The sequence below is a fragment of the Shewanella waksmanii ATCC BAA-643 genome, from assembly GCF_000518805.1.
In the GTDB taxonomy this organism is placed as follows: Bacteria; Pseudomonadota; Gammaproteobacteria; order Enterobacterales; family Shewanellaceae; genus Shewanella; species Shewanella waksmanii.
The window spans coordinates 22,531-44,517 of the sequence record NZ_JAEH01000001.1; the positions used below are offsets into that span (position 1 = coordinate 22,531).

Annotated in this window: 21 protein-coding genes, 1 pseudogene and 1 riboswitch; of the genes and pseudogenes, 12 read left to right on the forward strand and 10 right to left on the reverse strand. The window is 46.4% G+C overall.

Features of this window, described 5'->3' with window-relative positions:
• Nucleotides 1-75 precede the first annotated feature (75 nt).
• The 4 genes from L865_RS0100105 (at nt 76) to L865_RS0100120 (ending at nt 3,699) form a co-directional block, all read left to right on the forward strand.
• The gene (locus tag L865_RS0100105) at nt 76-1,194 is read left to right on the forward strand and encodes a type 1 glutamine amidotransferase domain-containing protein (RefSeq protein ID WP_028771364.1); all 1,119 of its coding nucleotides are present in this window, start codon (nt 76-78) and stop codon (nt 1,192-1,194) included.
• Nucleotides 1,195-1,300: 106 nt separating this feature from the next.
• Complete coding sequence (locus L865_RS0100110) at nt 1,301-2,002, forward strand: response regulator transcription factor (RefSeq protein WP_028771365.1); 702 nt, start codon at nt 1,301-1,303, stop codon at nt 2,000-2,002.
• On the forward strand, nt 1,992-3,272 hold the full coding sequence (locus tag L865_RS0100115; protein WP_028771366.1) for a sensor histidine kinase: 1,281 nt from the start codon (nt 1,992-1,994) through the stop codon (nt 3,270-3,272). Before L865_RS0100110 ends, L865_RS0100115 begins: the two co-directional genes overlap by 11 nt.
• A 49-nt stretch (nt 3,273-3,321) precedes the next feature.
• On the forward strand, nt 3,322-3,699 hold the full coding sequence (locus L865_RS0100120; protein ID WP_037470247.1) for a hypothetical protein: 378 nt from the start codon (nt 3,322-3,324) through the stop codon (nt 3,697-3,699).
• A gap of 94 nt (nt 3,700-3,793) precedes the next feature.
• Here L865_RS0100120 and L865_RS0100125 read toward each other — a convergent pair whose 3' ends face one another.
• The 4 genes from L865_RS0100125 to L865_RS0100140 all read right to left on the reverse strand — a co-directional run bounded on the left by L865_RS0100125 (nt 3,794) and on the right by L865_RS0100140 (nt 7,852).
• Complete coding sequence (locus tag L865_RS0100125) at nt 3,794-4,324, reverse strand: protein disulfide oxidoreductase (RefSeq protein ID WP_028771368.1); 531 nt, start codon at nt 4,322-4,324, stop codon at nt 3,794-3,796.
• Nucleotides 4,324-5,160, reverse strand: a complete 837-nt coding sequence (locus tag L865_RS0100130; protein WP_157577360.1) for a DsbA family protein — start codon at nt 5,158-5,160, stop codon at nt 4,324-4,326. The genes L865_RS0100125 and L865_RS0100130 overlap by 1 nt, the downstream gene beginning before the upstream one ends.
• A 142-nt stretch (nt 5,161-5,302) precedes the next feature.
• Nucleotides 5,303-7,372 carry a protein-disulfide reductase DsbD family protein gene (locus L865_RS0100135; protein WP_028771370.1) on the reverse strand — a complete coding sequence of 690 codons (2,070 nt, stop codon included), beginning with the start codon at nt 7,370-7,372 and terminating at the stop codon, nt 5,303-5,305.
• A 102-nt stretch (nt 7,373-7,474) separates the two neighbouring features.
• Complete coding sequence (locus L865_RS0100140; RefSeq protein ID WP_028771371.1) at nt 7,475-7,852, reverse strand: hypothetical protein; 378 nt, start codon at nt 7,850-7,852, stop codon at nt 7,475-7,477.
• A gap of 497 nt (nt 7,853-8,349) precedes the next feature.
• Between L865_RS0100140 and L865_RS0100145 the strand changes: the two genes are divergently transcribed.
• From L865_RS0100145 to L865_RS25360, 4 genes are all read left to right on the forward strand, one after another.
• Nucleotides 8,350-9,255 carry a LysR substrate-binding domain-containing protein gene (locus L865_RS0100145; RefSeq protein ID WP_028771372.1) on the forward strand — a complete coding sequence of 302 codons (906 nt, stop codon included), beginning with the start codon at nt 8,350-8,352 and terminating at the stop codon, nt 9,253-9,255.
• Between the two features lie 213 nt (nt 9,256-9,468).
• The gene (locus L865_RS0100150) at nt 9,469-9,723 is read left to right on the forward strand and encodes a hypothetical protein (RefSeq protein WP_028771373.1); all 255 of its coding nucleotides are present in this window, start codon (nt 9,469-9,471) and stop codon (nt 9,721-9,723) included.
• 429 nt (nt 9,724-10,152) lie between these two features.
• Complete coding sequence (locus L865_RS25355; protein WP_157577362.1) at nt 10,153-10,290, forward strand: hypothetical protein; 138 nt, start codon at nt 10,153-10,155, stop codon at nt 10,288-10,290.
• A gap of 19 nt (nt 10,291-10,309) precedes the next feature.
• Nucleotides 10,310-10,480 (forward strand): hypothetical protein, encoded by a 171-nt coding sequence (locus L865_RS25360; RefSeq protein WP_157577364.1) that lies wholly within the window; start codon nt 10,310-10,312, stop codon nt 10,478-10,480.
• Nucleotides 10,481-10,616: 136 nt separating this feature from the next.
• On the opposite strand, the gene L865_RS0100160 is transcribed toward L865_RS25360, so the two are convergent.
• The 4 genes and pseudogenes from L865_RS0100160 to L865_RS22725 form a co-directional block, all read right to left on the reverse strand.
• The gene (locus L865_RS0100160) at nt 10,617-11,348 is read right to left on the reverse strand and encodes an HDOD domain-containing protein (protein ID WP_028771374.1); all 732 of its coding nucleotides are present in this window, start codon (nt 11,346-11,348) and stop codon (nt 10,617-10,619) included.
• A gap of 245 nt (nt 11,349-11,593) precedes the next feature.
• A complete protein-coding gene (locus L865_RS0100165; protein WP_028771375.1) occupies nt 11,594-12,214 on the reverse strand; it encodes a GDSL-type esterase/lipase family protein in 621 nt (206 codons plus the stop codon).
• A gap of 97 nt (nt 12,215-12,311) precedes the next feature.
• A pseudogene (locus L865_RS22720) lies at nt 12,312-14,277 on the reverse strand (TonB-dependent receptor).
• Between the two features lie 115 nt (nt 14,278-14,392).
• Nucleotides 14,393-14,556: riboswitch (cobalamin riboswitch) on the reverse strand.
• 127 nt (nt 14,557-14,683) lie between these two features.
• The gene (locus tag L865_RS22725; RefSeq protein ID WP_051484338.1) at nt 14,684-15,319 is read right to left on the reverse strand and encodes a hypothetical protein; all 636 of its coding nucleotides are present in this window, start codon (nt 15,317-15,319) and stop codon (nt 14,684-14,686) included.
• 253 nt (nt 15,320-15,572) lie between these two features.
• Between L865_RS22725 and L865_RS0100180 the strand changes: the two genes are divergently transcribed.
• From L865_RS0100180 to azu, 3 genes are all read left to right on the forward strand, one after another.
• Nucleotides 15,573-15,944 carry a BlaI/MecI/CopY family transcriptional regulator gene (locus L865_RS0100180; protein WP_028771376.1) on the forward strand — a complete coding sequence of 124 codons (372 nt, stop codon included), beginning with the start codon at nt 15,573-15,575 and terminating at the stop codon, nt 15,942-15,944.
• A complete protein-coding gene (locus L865_RS0100185; protein WP_028771377.1) occupies nt 15,944-17,155 on the forward strand; it encodes a M56 family metallopeptidase in 1,212 nt (403 codons plus the stop codon). The genes L865_RS0100180 and L865_RS0100185 overlap by 1 nt, the downstream gene beginning before the upstream one ends.
• 373 nt (nt 17,156-17,528) lie before the next feature.
• Entirely contained in the window at nt 17,529-18,014 is a 486-nt protein-coding gene (gene azu, locus L865_RS0100195) for an azurin (RefSeq protein WP_028771378.1), read from the forward strand.
• A gap of 60 nt (nt 18,015-18,074) precedes the next feature.
• On the opposite strand, the gene lptG is transcribed toward azu, so the two are convergent.
• Both lptG and lptF read right to left on the reverse strand, forming a co-directional pair.
• Nucleotides 18,075-19,133: an LPS export ABC transporter permease LptG gene (gene lptG, locus L865_RS0100200; RefSeq protein WP_028771379.1), complete on the reverse strand. Its 1,059-nt coding sequence runs from the start codon at nt 19,131-19,133 to the stop codon at nt 18,075-18,077.
• On the reverse strand, nt 19,130-20,242 hold the full coding sequence (gene lptF, locus L865_RS0100205; RefSeq protein ID WP_028771380.1) for an LPS export ABC transporter permease LptF: 1,113 nt from the start codon (nt 20,240-20,242) through the stop codon (nt 19,130-19,132). The genes lptG and lptF overlap by 4 nt, the downstream gene beginning before the upstream one ends.
• A gap of 224 nt (nt 20,243-20,466) precedes the next feature.
• Here lptF and pepA point away from each other — a divergent pair, with 224 nt between their 5' ends.
• A complete protein-coding gene (gene pepA / locus L865_RS0100210; RefSeq protein ID WP_028771381.1) occupies nt 20,467-21,975 on the forward strand; it encodes a leucyl aminopeptidase in 1,509 nt (502 codons plus the stop codon).
• The last annotated feature ends 12 nt before the right edge of the window (nt 21,976-21,987 follow it).

The following is a 21,987-nucleotide window of genomic DNA, read 5'->3' on the forward strand; positions in this document are numbered from 1 at the left end:
TCACATCAACGCCGCGTTTCACATCTGTTTCACATTGATAGCGGCACACTGGATACAACTTACAAGGAGAAGGTTATGAATCAACTACAGCAGATAATTAAACTGGTCAGTATATTACTGGCGATGATGTTCTTCGCACCTCAAGTCGATGCCGGCAGCGATACCAAACGAGTACTGATGGTGCTCAGTGGTTATGGTCAAGAGCAGGGCAAACTTACCCCAGGCTATGAATTTGACGAATTTTCAAAGGCGTACCAGATCTTTAGCGATAATTACATCAGTATCGATATCGCCAGTCCACAGGGCGGCAAGGTGGTTGCCGATGAGTATGACCCACAAAAGCCCTACAATGCCGCAGTATTGGCCGACAAAGGCGCGATGGCCAAACTGGACAATACAATAGCGACCGGCGATGTTAACGCTAAAGACTATCAGGGGATTTTCATTGTCGGTGGCAAAGGCGCCATGTTCGATTTGCCAAAAGATGCCGCACTACAGCAATTAATTAAAGAGATATATCAACAGCAAGGTGGCGTAGCCGCGGTATGCCATGGGCCTGCAGCATTAGTGAATGTTAAGCTCGATAATGGTCGCTATTTAGTGGCTGACAAAGCCATTAACGGTTTTACTAACCAAGAAGAGCGCCTATTTGGTAAAAAGTGGGTCAATGATTTTGAGTTCATGCTAGAAGATAAGCTGCAACAACGGGGCGGAAAGTTTCAGTCTAGCCCGCTGATGCTAAGTCATGTCGCGGTTGATGGTCAGTTAATCACTGGACAAAACCCCACATCGACCGTCGCTGTCGCCACTGAACTGGTGAAGCAATTAGGTCTGACGCCAGTCGAATCTGAGCAATACGATGAAGATGTCACTATGACATTGATTGCTCAATACCTTGCTGGTAACGATGAAGCACTAGCCCAAGTAGCTGCAATGCCTGAGCAACTTCCTTTAGTAGGCATGTATGGCTTTTACTACAACAAAGTAGCTGAACAACCCCAGCAACAGCAGCATGCACTGACGCTAATGCGCGCTGCGCAGCAAGCCCTAAACAATCCAGTGCTTGATATGCAAATAGCGAAGACTCAACATAAACTCGGTCTTGAGCAAGAAGCTAAAGCCACACTCACTCAATTATTGAGTGCCAAACCCGATTACCAACCGGCGTTAGATATGTTAAAAACTAACTACTAGGTTGCGCCCTTAGCTCTGCCATACTGGTGGAGCTAGGTTGTTAGCCAGTATTGCTCCAAAGTAAACTGGCTAAGGGCTGAATATATTAAGGATTAAACATACTGCTATGGTAAGCCACGTCACATCACTTAAGATTCTGTTAGTAGAAGATCAGTCCAGTGTTGCCCGCAACATTGGCGAGTATATGGAACAAAAAGGCCATATATTTGATTACGCTGCACAAGGACAACATGGACTTGAGCTGGCGCTATCGCAATACTATGACCTGATCATTCTCGACTTGAATTTACCGGTAATGGATGGACTGGCAGTGTGCAGCCAATTACGGCAGCAATCGAGCCGCCACATACCGGTATTGATGCTGACCGCCCGCGACAGTATCGACGATAAAGTTAGCGGTTTTAGTGCCGGTGCCGACGACTACCTCACTAAACCCTTTTCGCTGCAAGAGCTCGAAGTCCGTTGTTTAGCACTGTCCCGTCGTCACCTGCTGCAAACTCAAGATTGCTTAACCATTGGGCCACTGACTGTCGATAGAAAAGCACAAGTTGCCAGCCGAGACGGTAAACCCTTAGCCCTGCATGCCATGGGTTTTCGCATTTTACTGGAGCTTGCTCAAGCTTACCCGCAGGTTGTCAGCCGCTCGGCACTGTCACAGAAACTGTGGGGCGATGAACCGACAGAATCTGATGCGATGCGCTCCCATATATACCAACTTCGCAGTGTGCTCGATAAACCTTTCGACCAGCCGCTGCTCAAAACCGTACACGGTGTTGGCTTCACTTTGGATATCAACCATGAGCAATAAGCAGCCTAAGTTTCACAGTTTAAGCCGGCGCATTATGGCGCAATTTTGCTTGTTCAGTCTGTTTATGGCGGTGATATACGGCTTGATGAGCTTCACATTGTTATACACCTTAGAAGATAGATTTATCGAACGCGAGGTACAGCAAGAGGCAGACTATTTGCGCCAAGGTTATCTGCAAACTGCGCAATGGCCAGCGCCTCGGTCAGCGAATATGACACTGCATTTCGACAGGCACAGTTTCCCAGCCGATATGCGCCAACAATCTATCGATGAGCCCAATAGGCGCGAATTCTATGGTCAGCAAGGACGGCATTATCATCTATATCGCTTTAACGACTATGACAATGTGTACTTATTATCAGAAGTGAGTGATAGCTTACTGGTGAGGCCAGTGCGCGAAGGGGTAATCCAGTTTCTTGCTTGGGGCGGCGTACTACTGACCCTTATCGCCTGCCTTATCGCATGGTTGCTTGGGCGCAAGACAGCCAAGCCGTTAAAGCAACTGGCAAATTTAGTCGATGGCGTGGCGCCAGAGCAGTTACCACAAAAGTTTGCCCATCAATACCCCCGCAATGAGATTGGCATTCTGGCGCGGACCTTAGAGCAAACAATGTCACAAATAAACCTGGCGATGGAAAGGGAGAAGTGCTTTACCCGAGATGTTAGCCATGAGCTGCGTACACCGGTTGCGATAATAAAAAATGCCGTTGAGTTGTACCAGCAATCGCCCAATACCGATAACAGTGAGGCGATTATTAAACGCATTGGTGAAGCGGCAAATCAAATGGAACAGACAGTTACCACCCTACTGGTGTTGGCGCGTCACGAACATTCCCTCGCAGAAAAACAAGCTGTTAAACTGCTGCCACTAATCGAGCAAGCCATTATCGACCACCAATATTTACTCACAGATAAGCACATTGAAATCGAGGTGGATGACCACTGTGACGTCAGTATTATAAGTCAGCCGGGGATGATAAAAGTGTTGCTAGATAACTTACTTAGCAATGCGTTTCAATATACCGAGCGTGGCCAAGTATCTGTGAGCTTTAATGCCAACACCTTAACCATTGCCGATACGGGACCGGGCATTGCCGATGACATATCGGCAAAGGTGACCGAGCCGGCAGTCAAGGGCAGCCAAAGTACTGGCTACGGTTTTGGATTATCTATCGTTAAGCGCTTATGTGAACACCAAAACTGGCTGCTATCAGTCCAGAGTCAGCAAGGCACCGCTGTATCGGTTTGCTTTTTACCTTCGCGGAACTAAACGCTGATTGGCGAGTCGAATCCTGTAGGTTAGTTAACTGTTTGGATTTATGAAAAAGAAATTAGGTTTATGGTTTTGTGTCATCTTGATGATAGCCGGAGTTGGTTATCACTTTATGGCGCCACAAGTGTTAGTGAACAATTTATCCGATCGCAACTATCAGCAGATAAACTTTACCCTGCCGAGTAATAGCCTGACCTTCTCGCCAGTGCATGCCAATAGTCGCCAGACTATCTACGTTAAACCCCAGCAAAGTGCGGGCACCATTACCTACGAATTGGTGGCTGAAAATGGCGATAAAGTCGCCCAAGGACAACTCACGTATCACAATGTTGATGACGCCTTTGGCCAGTTAGGCAGCAAGTTAACCCTGACTATTGACCCTGAATATCGCATTACCCTTACCAGTAATATTGCAGAGCATTAACCCGCAAATTGAGTCTACGCCAAGCAAGGCAATCACGTTACAGTCAAGCAAACTAATCAGTCGGCATAATAGCTTATACCGACTGATTGATAACCTAACTACTGACTAACATACGCCACCACATGCCCGGTAAACTGGTAAAGCCACTGGTAAAATGCTTTATCTCACCTTCCTTTATCACCATCACCGTGGGGGTCAGTTGCACTGACCATTGGCGGGCAATCTGGTTCTGACTGTCGTTAATGGTGGCAAACTCATACCCATGGTGCTGCAAGTAGGCATTGAGTTTGGCATCTTCTCCCGAAGCCATCGCCACAGACACCACGGCATAATTATCTGCCATCACATTGACTGCGGGGCTGACAAAGCTGCAGACAGGGCACCATGTTCCCCAAAAATACACCAAAACGGGCTGCTGGAAACTAAGGGCATTAACGTCGATATGCTGCCCCTGAATACTCGTGGCTGTTATTGGCGGTAAATTGGTGCGCGCAATATCTTTGGCGCGCCACCAATCCACCGTCGTCGTGATGATAAGCGCCAAAAACAAAAACACCAATAGCTGCCGTACCCAAGCGACAATGCGTTGTAGCCATGTTTGTTTAGCTTTGCTTGTCGATGTCATTAACTGCTGGCCTCAATATAATCATCTAAATGCTGTTTTAGCACATCATAACTGACCAGTCCGGGAATGATTTTATTACCCATAATGATTGCCGGTGTGCCGCCAATGCCAAGTTCACGCATCAAGTTAAGGTTTGCATCGACAATATCATCCACTTTAGGGTCGGTGTGATTGAGCCAAGGCGTGGTTTTTGTCAAGTTTGCGACCTTGGCAATAGAGTCACTATCAAGACGTCGTGGGCTCGCCATCAAGGTATCTTTCACTGCCAAATACTTGCTTGGTTCATTTAGCCAAACGGACTGCGCTAAATCCACTGCTTGTTCTGAGCCCTCGCCTTGCAATGGCACCATTTTGACCACCACTTTTAGTTCAGGGTAAGTCGCCATTAACCGATCTAACTCTGGTTCCAACTTTTTACAGTAAGGACAATTAAAGTCGGTAAAGTAAGCAATCGTCACGCTTGGGTTTTGCGCGCCTTTCCACGGGTCTAATTCAGACTCAAATAGTGCCTGAGTTTTCGCCGCTAAGGCCTGCTGCTGCGCGGCTTGTGCCGTTTGGCTTTCACGTTGTTGCAAGGCGATTATCGCTTGTTTTAGTAAATCAGGGTCTTCTATTAGCATCTGCTTGACAATAGTCTGCACCGATTGCTGCTGCGCCTCGGTTAGCGCTTGGTCTTCAGCCTTTGCTGTTGGCGCCGTGAGGCCCTGTAACAGCAAAGCACTGCCACTGACGCCCACTAACAATACGCCGCCCAACAAACGTTTTGACCGCCAAGCGGTGGCGAGAAAAGCATAGGTTTTGGCGATGTATTGGCTAACGATTGAGTTGTTGTTCATAAAAATACCTTATCTGCGCGTAAAACACGCGCGACAGGGCAACCCAAAGTCTTTGAGTTGATGACAATTGACCAGACATTCAGGTTGCCAAAAAAATTGACAACATGGCATGCGCAGCATGCCATGTGTGAAATGTACTGGTTTATTGCGCTGCTGAAGCTTGTGCTATCGCAGCCAAAACTTGATCGCTAGACAAGATGACTGGCAGTGGGATCCCTTGCGGTGCAGCCGGACCATAGACAATATTAAACGGTACCCCGAACCGATTATGGCTCTGTAAGTAACCGGTAATATGCTCAGACGGCCGAGTCCAATCGCCCACCATAGTGATGATATCCTCTTGCTTGAGCTGACTGTAAACTGGGTCTTGTAAAATCACTCCCACCTTATTGGCTTTACAGGTAATACACCAATCGGCCGTCACATCCACAAACACGGTATTCCCTTGTGCGACTTGCTCAGCAATCATTTGCTCATCGAGCGCGACCCAATCAAGATCGGTCGGTAAGGTTTGTGCCCAGCGATCACTGGTCATAAAGGCGGCGACACTCACCATAGCAAGTGCGATGCTGACGCTAGCAACCGCAGCCGGCAAGCCCAGTTTTCTGCCTACCATGACCACAAACATCAAGGCCAATAGCAGGGCTGCAATCCACAAATACAGTGCTGGAACAAAACTGGCGAGCAGACTGATAAGCCACAAACTGGTTAGCAGTAGCATGCCAGAAAAAGCCAACTTAACTCGGTTCATCCATGCACCTGGTTTCGGAAAATAGCCTGCCAATTGTGGCAAAGCCGCAATCACCAACCAAGGAAGTGCCATCCCTAAGGCTAAAGCGGTAAAAATCAGCCATAACGTCAGCATATCGGCGCCAAAAGCAAACGCCACAGCCGTGCCTAAAAACGGCGCGCTGCATGGGGTTGCCAGTAGGGTGGCAAACATGCCCTGCAGGAAATGACCTTGGGTATCGTTGCCACCGGTGCTGGCTAATTTTGTTTGCACACTGGAGGGTAAATTAATCTCAAATACCCCCAACATGTTAAAGGCAAACACGGCAGTGACGGCAATCATGAAGCCAATAAAATAGGGATTTTGGAACTGCACACCCCAGCCAATCGCCTGACCACTGACTTTGAGGATCATAATGAATCCTGCTAGCAGCCAAAATGACACTAATATCCCCAGCGCTGAAGCCACAAACTGACGTCTGATCTGCCCCTGCTCTAATGATGGTGCGCTAATTACACTACTGAGTTTCATCCCCAGAACCGGCAACACACATGGCATCACATTTAATATTAGCCCGCCGATTAGGGCAAAGAACAACATGGTCAATAGCCCATGGCTTGCGCTGCTTTGTTGCACGACACCAGATTGCGTACTAACTTGGTATTCAAGCGCTTGCTGCTGATCAAATACCGTGACATTAAGCTTGATGTCGCTAAGGTTAACTTCCCCTAGCCAATTGCTAGCATCAAACTGTGCCTGCAGCCAGCCCTGCCCTTGTTCATCTACAAATTGTGAGATATTGCGTAACTTAAAGGTTGTATCAGGTTCACCATCGACAATCACCGTCGGATTACGCCAGCCATTGTCTTGAGTGCGCACCTGCAGTATTTGCTGGGCACCATCCCATATAAGGCTGGTTGCATCGCTGCCGTCAGCCTGAACTTGCGGCACGCTGACTTGCGCCTTATTAAAGCTATACATCGCCTCGGCATCGGCATTGAGTTGCTCAGCAACAAAGTCCATGTCGATGTCATAGTCGGTCAGCACACATACTGTGGTGCACGAAGATAAGGTGAGCTTGGCATCAAGGTGAGTATTGGCATTAATATCATCGAGACTCAGCATCAGTGGAAAAGCCACTTGGCCGCGATAGCCAAAGGTCTCTAAACCTAACAATGAAAATGCTTCTGGTACCGGCCACTGCCAGTCTGTATCGGTAATATTAGTGGAATCTGACCAGGTAATTTTAGGCGCGATCCCACCTTCACCGGGGCTACGCCAATAGGTTTTCCAGTCGTCTGCTAGCTCGACTTCAAGCACGGCTGGAACACGGTTATTCTGGCGATCAATCTCGCCAGTTAACATTAGTCTCGCTGTCACTGGCGGGTGATTAGGGTTGGTCAACCAGCCTGTAGACTGGGCCAAAACACTTTGGGGTAAAATGGCAACAACCATCATCCATAGTGCAATAAAATATCTCATTACTGTCTCCGAGTACGACTCAGGATAACTGGCAGCTAACAACCAATACTGCCTACGATTTGTGGTACAACTTAGGTTTTTGAATCACAACACAGTGATGATTTATTCTTGAAAACGGCATAAGGTCAGGTGCACGCGCCTGGGCGGGGCTCGCACCACATTTGATATGATTTGCGAATAGCTATTACGAGTTAAACGCAATAAGGGCAATAGCAACAGCACCCAAAGGATCGCCACCACACTGGCATTTTCACTGCACACCCGCACAGATTTCTCAGACAACTCACAACTGCTGACATCGCTGCTAAGCGCAGGATCAGACAATAAGGTGTCAGATACCGGTACATAGACGGCTGCCAGCAAGACACTTTGCTGCGCAGCTTTAACCAAAAGATTAATGCCGCTATTTTGCATCAAACACAATAGCGTGAGCAGCACAAATAAACTGGCCGTAACAGAGTTGGGCTTATGAGCTGACATGGGTTTAATCAAGGCGTTATGTGTTCTCAATAGCGAGTGCTGCAAAGTGGCGCAGCATAAGTAATTTACACGTTACCCCATAAGACCGGAAGATTGACGATTTAGTTCACCCCAAACTAAACAAACCATCAAAATGTGAGCTATCGCAATAATCCATAGCTCAGAGAAACCACTGCTCAGAAAAACCAGAGCCCAGAGAAACCTTAGCCCAGATAGACCCAAACCTAATCAGCGGATTCGGGATAACCCAGCTGGTGCTGACAACCAATATCAGCCAATTAAAGCAGTGAGCAACCAAACAATTTGCATATTGTATACAACTTTGTTTTAATATGAGCAGAATTCAGTGTAAACGACATAGCAAGCGTTAGCCCTTTCTGCTACTACCATTGGCATTTTCGCGCCTACAGGTGGATTGTGCAAGGCCACAGCCTCGCATCGGAATGGATTTCAACGCCAACGTGAATGATATTCATGTAGAGATGGAAATATAAATTATGATTGAGCTTCGACACCTAAGAACATTAGTTGCCCTCAAAGAAAGTGGCAGTCTCGCTGGCGCTGCAAAAAAACGCTTCGTGACTCAGTCTGCCCTGTCCCACCAGATCAAAGAACTGGAAACCCGTATTAATTCCAGTATCTTTGTGCGCAAAAGCAAACCACTGTCTTTTACCCAAGAGGGCGCACGCCTACTCAATTTGGCCGAAGAGATACTGCCAAAAGTCATTGAGACTGAAAGCGATCTGCGCAATGGCCTGGAAGATGAGCTTAATAATCTGGCAATTGGCATAGAATGCCATAGCTGTTTTCGTTGGTTGATGCCGGTAATGGAGTCTTTCAGGCAGCTGAACCCCCATGTCAATTTAGATTTGTCTAGCCGACATTTGTTCGACTCGCTCAATGCACTAGAGCAAGGCACCCTTGATGTGGTGCTGACATCTGATCCGGTACCAGGCAGCGAGCTGGCCTATCAGCACTTATTCGATTTTGAAGTTAAGTTAATTGTCGCAGCCGATCACCCCTTTGCTAGCTTGGAATATGTCACGCCGCAGCAACTGCAAGGTGAAACAATATTAAGCTACCCCATGCCTCTATCTCGACTTGATATTCAGCGCCACTTTATGGAGCCAGCCGGTCAACAGCTCGGTAAGCAGATCACCTGCGAGTTAACCTTAATGCTATTGCAGCGTATTGCCTGCAACGATGGCATAGCTGCTCTGCCAAGCTGGTCCAGCAACGAAGCACACGGCTTATCACTTAAGGCAGTTAAGTTAGGCCCTGATGGGCTCAAACGTCCGCTATTTGGTGCCTATCGCAGTAATAGCCATCACGCAAAGCTTGCTATGCAATGGCTCAGCTTAGTCGCCAAAGAGGGCATCGCTAAGCAGCATAAACTCAATTGATACCTTGGTAGGGTTTAGGTCATTAGCAGGCAATCTACTTTTTGCTGATGACTATGCCCGACCAATTCACTCTAATTGAAAGCCAATTTAGCTGACTACACTACAAGTCGGCAGGTAAACGATATATACGTGGTTATCACTTTGTTTTATTTACTTAAACCAAAGCTAAATATAGAATAAATTTCGAACAGCTTGCTTCTCAAGGATGGCTAAATGTCGTTTATCACAGGGTGTATCCAAAGCGCATTTTGGTTACTGCTGATCCTATCCCCCACCATAGTTTGCGCCCTCACAGGTGCCCTCCTTAGTATTGAAATTAGTCAGTTCTCATTATTTGCCACCACCATTGGCGCAGTCATCGGTCTCGGCTTTGGTGGGTTTTGGGCCGAATACATTCGCACAGAAATAGGCTTAGGCTACTTTCTACGCTGGATATTTAACGCTAATCACATCGATAACGAAGCCTAGAAGCGCGCCTGTTATCAATACACCCGGTATCAAACTCCTAGTATCGAAACCTCTAATATCAAAACCTCTATTATCGAAACACCAAGCATCGAAACACCAAGCATCGAAACACCAAGCATTGAAACAATAGTAGCGCAGACGTGGCGAAGGTTTTAGCACTGCGGCCCTGCAATGCAACTTGGCGCAATATGGTAAATCTCACCGCTATTCCTCCCTACAATAGCGACCACTAACACCCACTATGTGGCCGACAGGTTAGTCAATAAGACCGCTTGCAAAGGCGCAACACTAAATCATTATGAGGAAGCACGATGTACGAACTCACCATCATTTTAGGGCTAATACCAATCAGTATAAGAATTTGATCTACTCAGCGCGCTTTTGGCAAACTAATTCAAGGCGAATAACTGAAACAATGGTTGCTCCCTTGTGAGGTTATTCAACGCAGAAGTAGGTAGCCAAAAACGCGCCAGAATGGCGAGTTTTAGCAGTCCTGATGCTGTGTTAACGAGCTTAACCGTAGAACAACTATGCTCTTCACTCGTTGCCTTACCTCAGAACCGCTAAACTCTCGCTGAGTGACTAAATGTTTATACTGATTGGTATAATGCTTGGCGGCAGCCAAACTATCGCAGAAACAGAAGTTAACAAGCAGTTTGCTTCTATGGCCGAATGTGAACAGCAAGGCCAAGCCCTATCCGCCAAGTTGCAATCCACTGACATTAAAACGATTCAGATTCAATGCGAATTTGATTAGACCAACAAGGTGGAGCTTAGCCCTGTACATGAGCGCTTAACTCAAGCGCATCACACTGGGCTGAGAAAATGAAACCAGCGAGTCACAAAAAAGCCTGCATTGCTGCAGGCTTTTTGCTGGGCTTGAGTTTTACACTTTATAGCGGATTAAGCAGCTGCTTGCGCATCGATAAGACACGACGCAACACTAAACCGGGTGAATTAGGGTTGCGTGTCTGACGAAGATTATGGGCCACCATAAACTCATCACGCAGCTCATCATCTAAGCCTAGCGATTCAAACGCTTCTAATGTTAGCGTTTGCTTTTGGTTATCGATAATCGACTTGATGATGCTCAATGGGAATGACTCTTCCACTTCCGCGTTAAGGTAAGCAAAAGCCGTCAGTGCAATGATTTCACCAAAGACACTAAACAACGCCAAAGTTTGCACTTCATCTGGGTTGATATCGACTCCATCCATCGAGTGTAAGCTATCTACAGCGTCGACAGCGATCGCTTCGGTAAGTGCCCAATAACCTTGAATCAGCTTCTTGTATGGCTGTGGTAGCTCATCCAGGCGCTCTTTAAGGTAGAAAGTGAATGCATAGCGATAGATGTTCACTTGGCCCAAACGCACCAAGGCATCTTTTAAAGATCGATTTTTGGTTCGGTTTACACTCGAGGCGTTTGCCGCAGAGTTACTACGCCACAGCATATGCGCTGCTAAGGCGGGGTCAGACGAAACAATATCAATTACGTTACGAATATCGCCATCGGCAATAATGGCTTTTTTCAATGGCACTAAAATGCCGCGACGACCAATAACTTGCTCTTCATTACTGATAATTGCACGTACTTGAGTGAAAACCTGATGCTCAAGATCTGTCATGAGAAGTTCTAAACCTGCTTTATTCTATATGGTTGAAACCATTTGTTATCAGCGAATTTACCCACAAAAACCCTATCAGGGTCAAGCTGAATTCAGTCAAATAGGTAGATTAATACGAATTATCTACCTCAATACACAAGCGTGATGTATTTAGGTCACACTTTACCGCTTTTAGCCAACGATGTTTCAATTATTCTTAGCCGTTGATTTGCTTAAAAATAGCGTCCAGTTCTTCACCGTATATACTACAATGCTCCCGCTTGCTGTAGCTGCTGATAAACTTGCTCAGCTAACACTCGATAACCTGCGGCATTTAGATGGACAGTGTCAGACTTCATTGCTGGATTCTTTAGCAAATCAGACAAGGTATCTTCTAGCAGTACTAAGTTATTAATATCGGCAAGTTGGCGGTAAAATGAAGCAGGGCTTAAAAATAATTGCTTACTGGGCACTGCCACCAACACCACATCAATTGCGCGACTTTGCGCTATGCTAATCATAGATTGTAGATTATTTTCCGTGGCCGCTAAATCTTGATTACGCAAGATATCGTTGCCCCCTTCTAGCAAAATAATCAATTCAGGCGCACTTTGATTTAACACTGACTCAAAACGGGCTAAGCCCTCCGCGGTTGTTTCCCCTGAAATGCCGGCATTGACTACCTTGCGGCCAGTCAATAAGGCCAACTGACTTGGGTAGTCCTGCCCATCTGCTGCGCCTTTGCCAAAGGTTAAGCTGTCACCAAAAGCTAAAATCACGCTATCTGATGCCAATGGGGTCAACTTGGGCCCAGAGCAGGCAGACAACAGCAGTATCAATAAACTGGCTACAGCCAATTTAACCCAATGGTGCAGAGCTAATCCCATGATCCTATCTCATTTATTTGCGCTTGCGCTCACCATGACGCAAAAAAAAGCCAGGCACAAGGCCTGGCTTCATATGTTTGACTCGCTTTTACTTAACCTAGAAGCGGTAGCTCGCCGTTAGACGCAAAGCACGGCCTGTTCCAGCATAATAGCCGTTACCCCAGCTGCTGTAGTACCCTGCACTGACATATTGCTCATCAAACAAGTTATCTACGCGTAAGCTCGCTAACCAATCATTCTTGGTGTAGTTAATGGCAATATTGGTCAGGTAATAAGCATCTAGCTTAGGATCGACATTGCCGTTATCCCCTTCAATAAAGCGCTCACCGGTGTACACAAGTTCAGTAAATACCTGCCAATTTTCGTTTGCATCTATGCTAAAGAAGCCACGACCAGAATGCTCAGCCACCCAAGACAATTTATTGCCTTTATTCACACCTTCTGTGAATTCAGCATCAATATAGTTGTATTCAATGCCTAACAAAATCTGGCTAGTAAGCTGCCAATCCCAATCGATGCTAGCACCTAAACGAGATGAAGCGTCAGCATTGACGTTAGCCCCAGGAAAGCTGCCACCATCAGGGGTTTCTGCACTTGGGTCGAACACAATTTCATCTTCTAAGTCGAGCTGATAAGCGCTGATACGCACGGTATGTTGCTCAGGAGTCCAGTCCCAACCCGCTTCGTACGAACGACCTGTTTGCGGTTTCAATCCAATCACACCTGGTGAGGTGTAAGCTTGCTCATCCACTTTGGCAAAACGGAAGTTGTCATCGGCACGAATATACAGACGGTGATTGCTACTCGGGCGATAGTTTAAGCCAAGCTCAAACGCATGAGCGTCTTGGTCTAAATCGACTCCCTGAGGGTAGACCGCACCATCAACAAGCTCATCGCTCACTTCCGCATAACGACCACCGACAACATAACTGACACTGGTGGTTAACGGCACAGTCGCTTGCGCATAGGCGCTGGCAACTTTCTGCACATTGCTGCGTCCCCAGCTGAACTCTGATTCACCACGGCTTAAATCAATACCAGTCACAATATTCAGATCGCCTTTTGCCGTTTCGTAAGTCGCCACGGCTTTGGGCAATACTTCTAACATAGAGCGATTGTTTTTACCTGGGCTACCCCAGCTAACTGACGTCACTTTGGTGTCTGTGTAATTGGCGTCCAAGCCAAGCTTCCACGCATCGCTGATCTGGTAATGGTAACCAGAGCGAACGGCGGTGGTCATTTCATGTTGATAATCGTCTTTGTTAAATGGATTAGCCTGACGAGGATCATCTTCAATTTGATCTAATGTCAATGAACCCGCTAATTCACGATCGTTATCGTAGTAACTGGTTTCAACAAAGAAATCATCGTTATCGCCTTGATACTGCAAACGGCCTAAAATCGATGAAGTCTCATTGGCATTATGTTCGCGGTAATTGTCACCTTGGTTGTAACTGGCAGCGGCGTAGTATCGCCAAGTGTCATTAATCGCACCTGCAACGTCAGCTTTGGCTTCATAAGTATTAAAACTACCGCCAGACAGTTGCAGTGTGCCCCCCGGTCGCATTTGGGGTTTTGGTGATAATGTTAATCACACCACCAACAGCTTGGTCACCGTAAAGTACGCCCGCACTGCCTGATAGCAGCTCAACGCGCTCTATCTGATGCAACGGAATAGCATTAATGCTTGGCGCTGCAATATCAATATTATTCAAGCGACGACCATCAACCAAAATCAAGGTGTTGTTCGCAGCTTGGCTAGCACTGAAGCCACGCATAGAAAATACTGCACCTGAATTTGAATCTGAGATTTGAATGCCACTTTGACCACGCAATACTTCAGTCAAGGAGGTCGCACCGCTCATTTCAATGGCTGCAGCGTCAATAACATTCACGTTGGCGGCGATATTCATCGGGCTATTTTCACTACGACCAATGACGGTAATCGTCTCATCAATAGTGGCAGACTCGGCCTCAGCCGCAAACGTAGACATTGAAATACTGGCAGAAGATGCCAAGATGCCGGTTAACAACACGGCTATTTTAGTTGGTTTAGTACCCATTTTACCTTTAACTCCTGAAAGGAAAACGGGGCAAAAATTGTCACGAATCAAGTGCTAACAGATCGCCTTACTCTTGCTACTTAACATCGCATTCTGAGATCTGCCCGCCGAAATCTCAAAATCATCTTTAGGGCCGGTCTCCGGACTTAGGTGACACCTTAGTAAAAACAACTAAGGGTTACTTTACCGTTGCGGGGGCAGTGCCAGATTCTCACTGGCTTCCCGATTATCTTTGCTGCAAATGTCTGAAGCGAAAGCACCACGAAAGATTGACTTAAATCATTAACTTGTTGCTCAATTAGTTCGCCTAATGATTGCATGCTTGTTGCTAGGCACTAATTGCGGGCGCAATTATAGATGTCTATACGTATAAAAGTCTATTGCTCATTCAACTTACATATAACAATTACTTAAACACAGTGCCGCCAGTAATCGCTTTATCGGGCGCTTGAATCGCCTTAGCAATATCTACCGACACGCTACCGACCCCTCTGGCACTATGGTGCATCAAATAGAGATGTTGTTGTCCTTGAACGACAGTAAAGTGGCCTATTTCACTGAGGCTCTGCTGACCAAAGCTACCATCTGTACTGTGATTTAACGGCATTTTGCTACAGGAAAGTAAGGCACTAAATGCGGGTTGGCCGTTAATAACTTGGCTGCCTATTTTGTTGTAGTTCACCTCTCCTTGGCAGCTGTGTCGATAATTGTCGGCAAAAGTATCGAGAAAAGCTTCAGCATTGATTGAATTGGCTTTATTTTTAAAACTCTGCACACAATATAGCGACGACCACTTATTTAAGAATTCATCGTTAGGCACAAATTCAGCGGAAAACATGTCACCGCGATGCTCACTATAAGCTAATCGCCAATTGTGTGGAAAATGAAAACTCAGCGGATGCTCAAAGACCGCAAGCTCATGTACACGGGGGCTATCTTGTGCTGTTGTGGCGGGTTCCGCTTGCGCAATTGAGATTGCTGCCGCGTTTGAAAGGGCAAATAAAACGGCTAGGTTAACTACGGACTTAACACCCAAGTTCATATCTTTCTTCCTTGTTTGTACACAAGTTTTTAAACTTACTCACTAACAAATAGCTCCGCCATTTGTACTAAAAACGAGCGCCCTGTTGTTTAGATCCATTAATCGGTTACTACGAGGGGGTTGCTGGCTAGTTTACTACATATCCGCCAAGCCGTGCGCACAAGTTGTTAAATAATTTTCAACAAACCGGTTGCATTTAAAAATTACAAATGTAATCTTATGTTCAAATTACAACTGTAATCGAAGGCTGAAAATGCAAGAAATAAGTAATAGTGAATTGGCTGTGCTAAATGTGCTTTGGCACCACTCTCCGCTCAATGCCAGTGAAATTGTCAACGCACTTGCTGCGCAACAAATGCATGAAAAAACGGTTAAAACGCTACTCAATCGTTTAGTCAAAAAGCAGGCTATAGGTTTCGAAAAGCAGGGGCGTGCCTACTTATACCAGCCCCTCATTAATCAAAATGAATACCAAATTAAGCAGAGTAAAACTTTTATTGAGCGCGTGTTTGGCGGCAATTTATCTCCGTTAATTGCTGGTTTTGCCAAACATAATGAGCTCAATGAAAAAGATATCGCCGAGTTAAAATCGGTTATCGAGCAATGGGAAAAGGAGCAAAAGTAATGGCTAACTGGCTGATGGAACAGACTGTTATTACCACCTTGGCGGCGCTGATACTTTTACTGTGTCACAAACCATTACTCGCTCGATTGGGCGCGCACTACACCTATTTTCTATGGGCTATCATTCCCATGCTGCTGTTATGTTCAGGGCTGCAAAGCTACCTACCCAATATAGGCCTAGCTGAGCAACCACTTACCATGCAGTACTACCGAGTATTTGCCAGTGAAACCCTCGCGCTATCAAGCAGTTTATGGTCTCACCTTTACTTGCCCTATCTGTACCTATTGGGAGTCGGCTATTTATTGGCGAAAATGGTTTACCAGCACCACCAAGCCCTATCACTATCGCTTTATGCCCAACGATTGGATATTCCCAGCTCGCCTATCGATGTGGCACAAGTTAGCGGTATTCACTCGCCGATGTTAGTGGGTATTTTCAAGCCACGTATTCTTGTCCCAGTCGACTTCCTAACCCTGAGCCATGAACAGCAACAAGCGATACTGGCACACGAGATTTATCACTATCGTCGTGGCGACCACATTGCTAACCCGATTGCCTTTATCATTAGTGCCATATTTTGGTTCAATCCTTTGATGTGGTTAGCTCACCAACGTTTTCGCCATGATCAAGAATTAGCCTGTGATGCCTACATAACAGGTGATATGGATCATAGCCAAAAGATTGCCTATAGCCGCGCGTTATTGGCCTACTCGCAACATGCGCCATCTAGCATGTTACACACCCACTATGGAGATAAAAACATCTTAAAAGAGAGGATATTACAGATGAAAAAAGTACATGGAAATAACCCACTTGCGATACTTAGCCTAACCGTACTGATGGGGCTTAGCAGTATTGCTATTAATCAACAAGCTCTAGCGGGCAATCTAGGCGACAAGCAGGCCACTAAACAAGATGTCATTTACCCTGTCGTGCGTATCGAGCCTAAGTACCCGGTTGAAGCGGTCAATAGCAACCTCAACGGTTATGTGCAACTTCAGTTCGATATTAGTGCCCAAGGTAAAGTCGATAATGTCGCCGTGATTAAATCGTCTCCTCAAGGCGTGTTTGACCAATCAGCCATCGATGCACTTGAGCAGTGGGTCTATGAAAAGTCAGCTAATGGTGCCAAAGCGAGTAAAGTACAGCTCGACTTTGTTATGCATGAGCCTGCCGCCAATGTGGAGCGAATCAAAGTCACTAGTCATTAGTCGCCGTTCACTGAGCATTGATTAACTCATTGGGTTTAGCTTGATCACCTAAACCTGATAAACCTAGCGCAATGCTTGGCCAGTCATCGGCTTGATAAAGCCGCCACTAGGAGCCATTAAATTAATAATAGAGGCCATGCTAGAAACAGTGAAACGCACGGCCGCTGCCACTATAGCCGCAACTAAGCCAGCTTATACTGCCTACCCCCTAATATTATCAGCTGGAACGACGACAGAATTCATCGTTAACGCTCCCTCTGCAATTGTAAATTCCCAACATTTACAATTGAGAATGATTTTCATTTAATAAAGTTTCCCCTATGCTGCCTGTGATCTTGGCTTACACGCCAGCAACAACAATAAGGGGCAGAAAATGTCATCAAAACTCAACAACAAACTATCGCAGTGGATTAAACGCATCATCAACTTAAGCCTAGTGAGTCTACTTTACAGTGGCCACGCCTACGCCAATGAATGCGACATTAGCTTAACAGCAAATGATGCTATGCAATTTAGCGCCAAAACCCTCAGTGTGCCGGCCAGCTGTACCGATGTCACACTAACATTGATCCATGACGGTAAGTTACCCAAAACCGCGATGGGCCATAATTGGGTGCTGACTCAAGCGGCTGATATGCAAGCAGTGGCAAACGATGGGATGGCTGCCGGCGCCGCTAACCATTACGTCAAACCTGACGATAGCCGAGTGATTGCACATACAGAAATTATCGGTGGTGGTGGCAGCACTAGCATCAGCTTTAGTACCCAAGGTATGACAGCTGGTAGCAGCTATAAGTTTTTCTGCTCCTTCCCTGGCCATTGGGCCATTATGCAAGGTGACTTTAGCATAACGGAATAATAAAAATGGCGGGCTTATGCCCGCCATCACTTTATCAATTGTACCTTAACCATGGCAACATCAGCGCCGAATATAATAGATGGCTGCAGCACTGAAAATCATCGGCGGCATCATCGCCCCCACCATTGGTGGCAAACCATAAACTAAGGTCATCGGCCCAAAGATTTCATTACAGATATAAAAGCTAAAGCCGGCCACCACGCCCAGTAGCACCCTAGCCCCCATGGTCACCGTTCGCAGCGGACCGAATACAAATGACAATGCCACTAACATCATCACAGCGACTGTCACAGGCTGCATAATCTTGCGCCAAAGCGCCAATTCGTAGCGCCCTGCATCTTGGTTGTTCAAGGCCAAATAGTCCAAATAACCTAACAAACCTTGTATCGATAAAGCTTCGGGCTTCACTGACACAACACTGAGTTTATCCGGTGTTAAAGTTGACTCCCAACGATAAATGGTCTGCTCAGTAAGCGAGATACGGTCGTTGACCAGCTGGGTATGGCGTACATTCAGCAGACGCCAATGATCGTTGGCATACACCCCGCGCTCTGCATGGACAGTGCTGACTAAGCTTAGGTTGTCATCAAATTCATACAGGGTAACTTGGTGCAGGGTATTAATATTCTCCACTTCGGTAATATGCACAAACAGATCACCATCGCGTGCCCAAATACCACGGTTAGACTTAAACAAGCTACCACCGGAAGTTTTTACCGCCCGCAGTTCATTTGCGTGTCTTTCAGCCACTGGAGCACCATACTCACCCAGCAACATCACCATCAACATTAATGGGATAGCCGTTTTCATCGCCGACATAGTAATTTGTAGTCGAGACAATCCAGCCGATTGCATTACCACCAACTCTGAATTCGATGCCAACATCCCCATGCCAATCAACGCGCCTAATAGCACCGCCATTGGGAAGAACATTTCAATATCACGCGGAATAAGGAAAAGTACGTAAATGCCGGCATCCATCAATGAATAGGTACCGCGGCCCACTACCCGCAATTGATCAACCCATTTAATAATGCCCGATAGGCCGGTGAGGATCAGCAAACACAGCGCAGAGGTGCTAATCAGGGTTCGGGCAATATAGAAGTCTAATATTCTCATGCGCAGGCCTTCTTACGCTTAAACAGCCCGGTTAACTTAGCCCCGGTTGGGCGTTCTTTACCCAACAACAAAACACCAAGAAATAGTGCCGAAGCATGGATCCACCACATACCTAAATAGGCCGGAATCACTTCATCTTCTAGTGCCTTTCGTCCGGCAACCATTAAACCAAAATAGCCAAGATAGAGCAGTATAGCCGGGAACATTTTGGCAAACTTGCCCTGACGCACGTTGACCCGCGCCATTGGCACGGCTATCAAGGTCATAAACGGAATCGCCAGCGGAATCGCTAGGCGCCAATGAAACTCAGCCGTCGCTTCAGGCCCTTCTGTTGCCATCAGCTGGCTTAAGGGCAGTGCTGACATTTTACGGCTGCGCTCATCGACCTGCTGATCTTTAATCTGCATTTGGTAGCCACCAAACTCGACGATTTGAAAATCTAACTGCTGTGGCTTGCCTTGATACTGGGTGCCGTCGGTCAATTTTAAGCGCTGACCGCCAGTGTCATCTTCAACGACACTGCCGCCCTTTGACATGACAATATTCACCTCGCCAGATTCATCTTCAGGATCTGGCAGTTGCGCGACAAACACTTTATCAAGGTGATTATCACGGCCAATACGTTCAACAAATAATACGGCTCGACCATTAGGACTGGTCTGGAATCGCCCTTGAGTCAGCGCCGCAAGACCGGCTTCCGATTGGGCATGTTCGAGTACTTGGTTCTGCTTTTCTTCCGCCCAAGGTGCCACAAACAGCGATAAGTAGCCGGTAAACAGCATATTGACGATGGCCAACAGTAATGTCACTCGGGTGATGTACCACTCGCTCACCCCAACACCATGAAATACCACCATTTCACTTTCGGCATACATGCGACCATGGGCCATCAAAATGCCTAGAAATAGGCTTAAAGGTACGACGAGTACCGCAAGGTAAGGCAAATTTAACCCCAGCAGGGTCATCACCAATGAAGCTGGAAACTCGCCGTCAGAGGCGTCTGCGAGTACTCGCACAAAATGTTGGCTAATAAAAATAGCTAACAAGACTAAAAGCACGGCTATTTGTGCCTTAAAAACTTCTCGAATCAGGTATCTAAATACAATCACAGGTTGGATCCGGTATCTAAAACTTACATTTATGCTGGTATCAGCCCAACTTTCATGTAGACTGTCTACTTTTGGTAGTTTTGTAACCAGCCTATAACTAAAAATGGCAAAAAAACACCTGAAAAAATTACACTATGGTGTACCAAATTTAGGCCCCTTTTTGGGCACAAGCAGACATTATCTAATAAATAATAAAATTTGTCTTTAAGAATCTAGGAGAGCTCATGGAGTTTAGCGTAAAGAGCGGCAGCCCGGAAAAGCAACGTTCGGCCTGTATTGTCGTTGGTGTCTATGAACCTAGACGCCTCTCTGGTATTGCTGAGCAGCTGGATAAGATCAGTGAAGGCTATATCAGCAACTTACTACGCCGCGGGGATTTAGAGGGTAAACCTGGACAGATGCTATTGTTGCATCATGTACCTAACGTCCTCAGTGAGCGCGTTCTTCTTGTTGGCTGTGGTAAAGAGCGCGAGCTCGATGAACGTCAATACAAGCAGATTATTACCAAGACCATTAACACCTTAAATGAAACCGGTTCTATGGAAGCAGTGTGCTTCTTAACTGAGTTACATGTTAAAGGTCGTGACACATACTGGAAAGTACGTGAAGCAGTAGAAACAACACAAAGCAGTTTGTATAGCTTTGATGCCTTAAAAACCCATAAAGGCGAAACACGTCGACCACTGCGCAAGTTGGTCTTTAACGTACCAACACGCCGCGAACTTACTGTTGGCGAGCGCGCGATTGAGCATGGTAACGCTGTTTCAGCGGGCATGCATTTATGCCGCGATGTTGCCAACATGCCACCCAATATCTGTAATCCAGCTTATCTTGCTTCTCAAGCGCGTCAAATTGCAGAAACCAGTGACGAACTGACCGTTTCAACGGTGGGTGAAGAGCAGATGGCTAAACTTGGTATGAACTCATACCTTGCCGTAGGCCGTGGTAGTGATAATGAATCTATTATGACTATTATGGAATATAAAGGCGCAATTGACAGTACTGAGAAACCCATTGTTTTAGTTGGTAAAGGTCTGACGTTTGATTCAGGTGGTATTTCATTGAAACCCGGCGAAGGCATGGATGAGATGAAGTATGACATGGGTGGTGCAGCTGGTGTGATTGGTACCATGAAAGCCTTGTGCGAAATGAAGCTGCCTATCAATGTTGTGGGCGTGCTAGCTGGCTGTGAGAACATGCCTTCAAGCAATGCTTACCGTCCAGGTGATATTCTTACCACAATGTCAGGTCAAACTGTTGAAGTACTGAATACTGATGCTGAAGGCCGTTTAGTACTATGTGATGCGCTAACTTATGTTGAGCGATTTGATCCAGAACTTGTGGTTGATACTGCAACACTTACCGGTGCTTGTGTGATTGCACTGGGTAAACATGCTTCAGGCTTGTTCTCTTCTCACAACCCATTAGCACACGAGTTATTAAACGCTGGTGAGCAAAGTGGTGACCGCGCATGGCGTATGCCTTTGTGGGATGAGTATCAAGAGCATCTTGAAAGCCCATTTGCTGACATGACTAACTTAGGTGGTCGTCCAGCGGGATCAATTACTGCTGCATGTTTCCTTTCACGTTTCGCTAAAAAGTACAACTGGGCACATCTCGATGTGGCTGGTACGGCTTGGAACAGCGGTGCGAAGAAAGGTTCAACCGGCCGTCCTGTGCCGCTACTGACACAGTTCTTGATTAATCGAGCAGGTGTAGAACAAGGCGAGTAACCCTCTGCCATG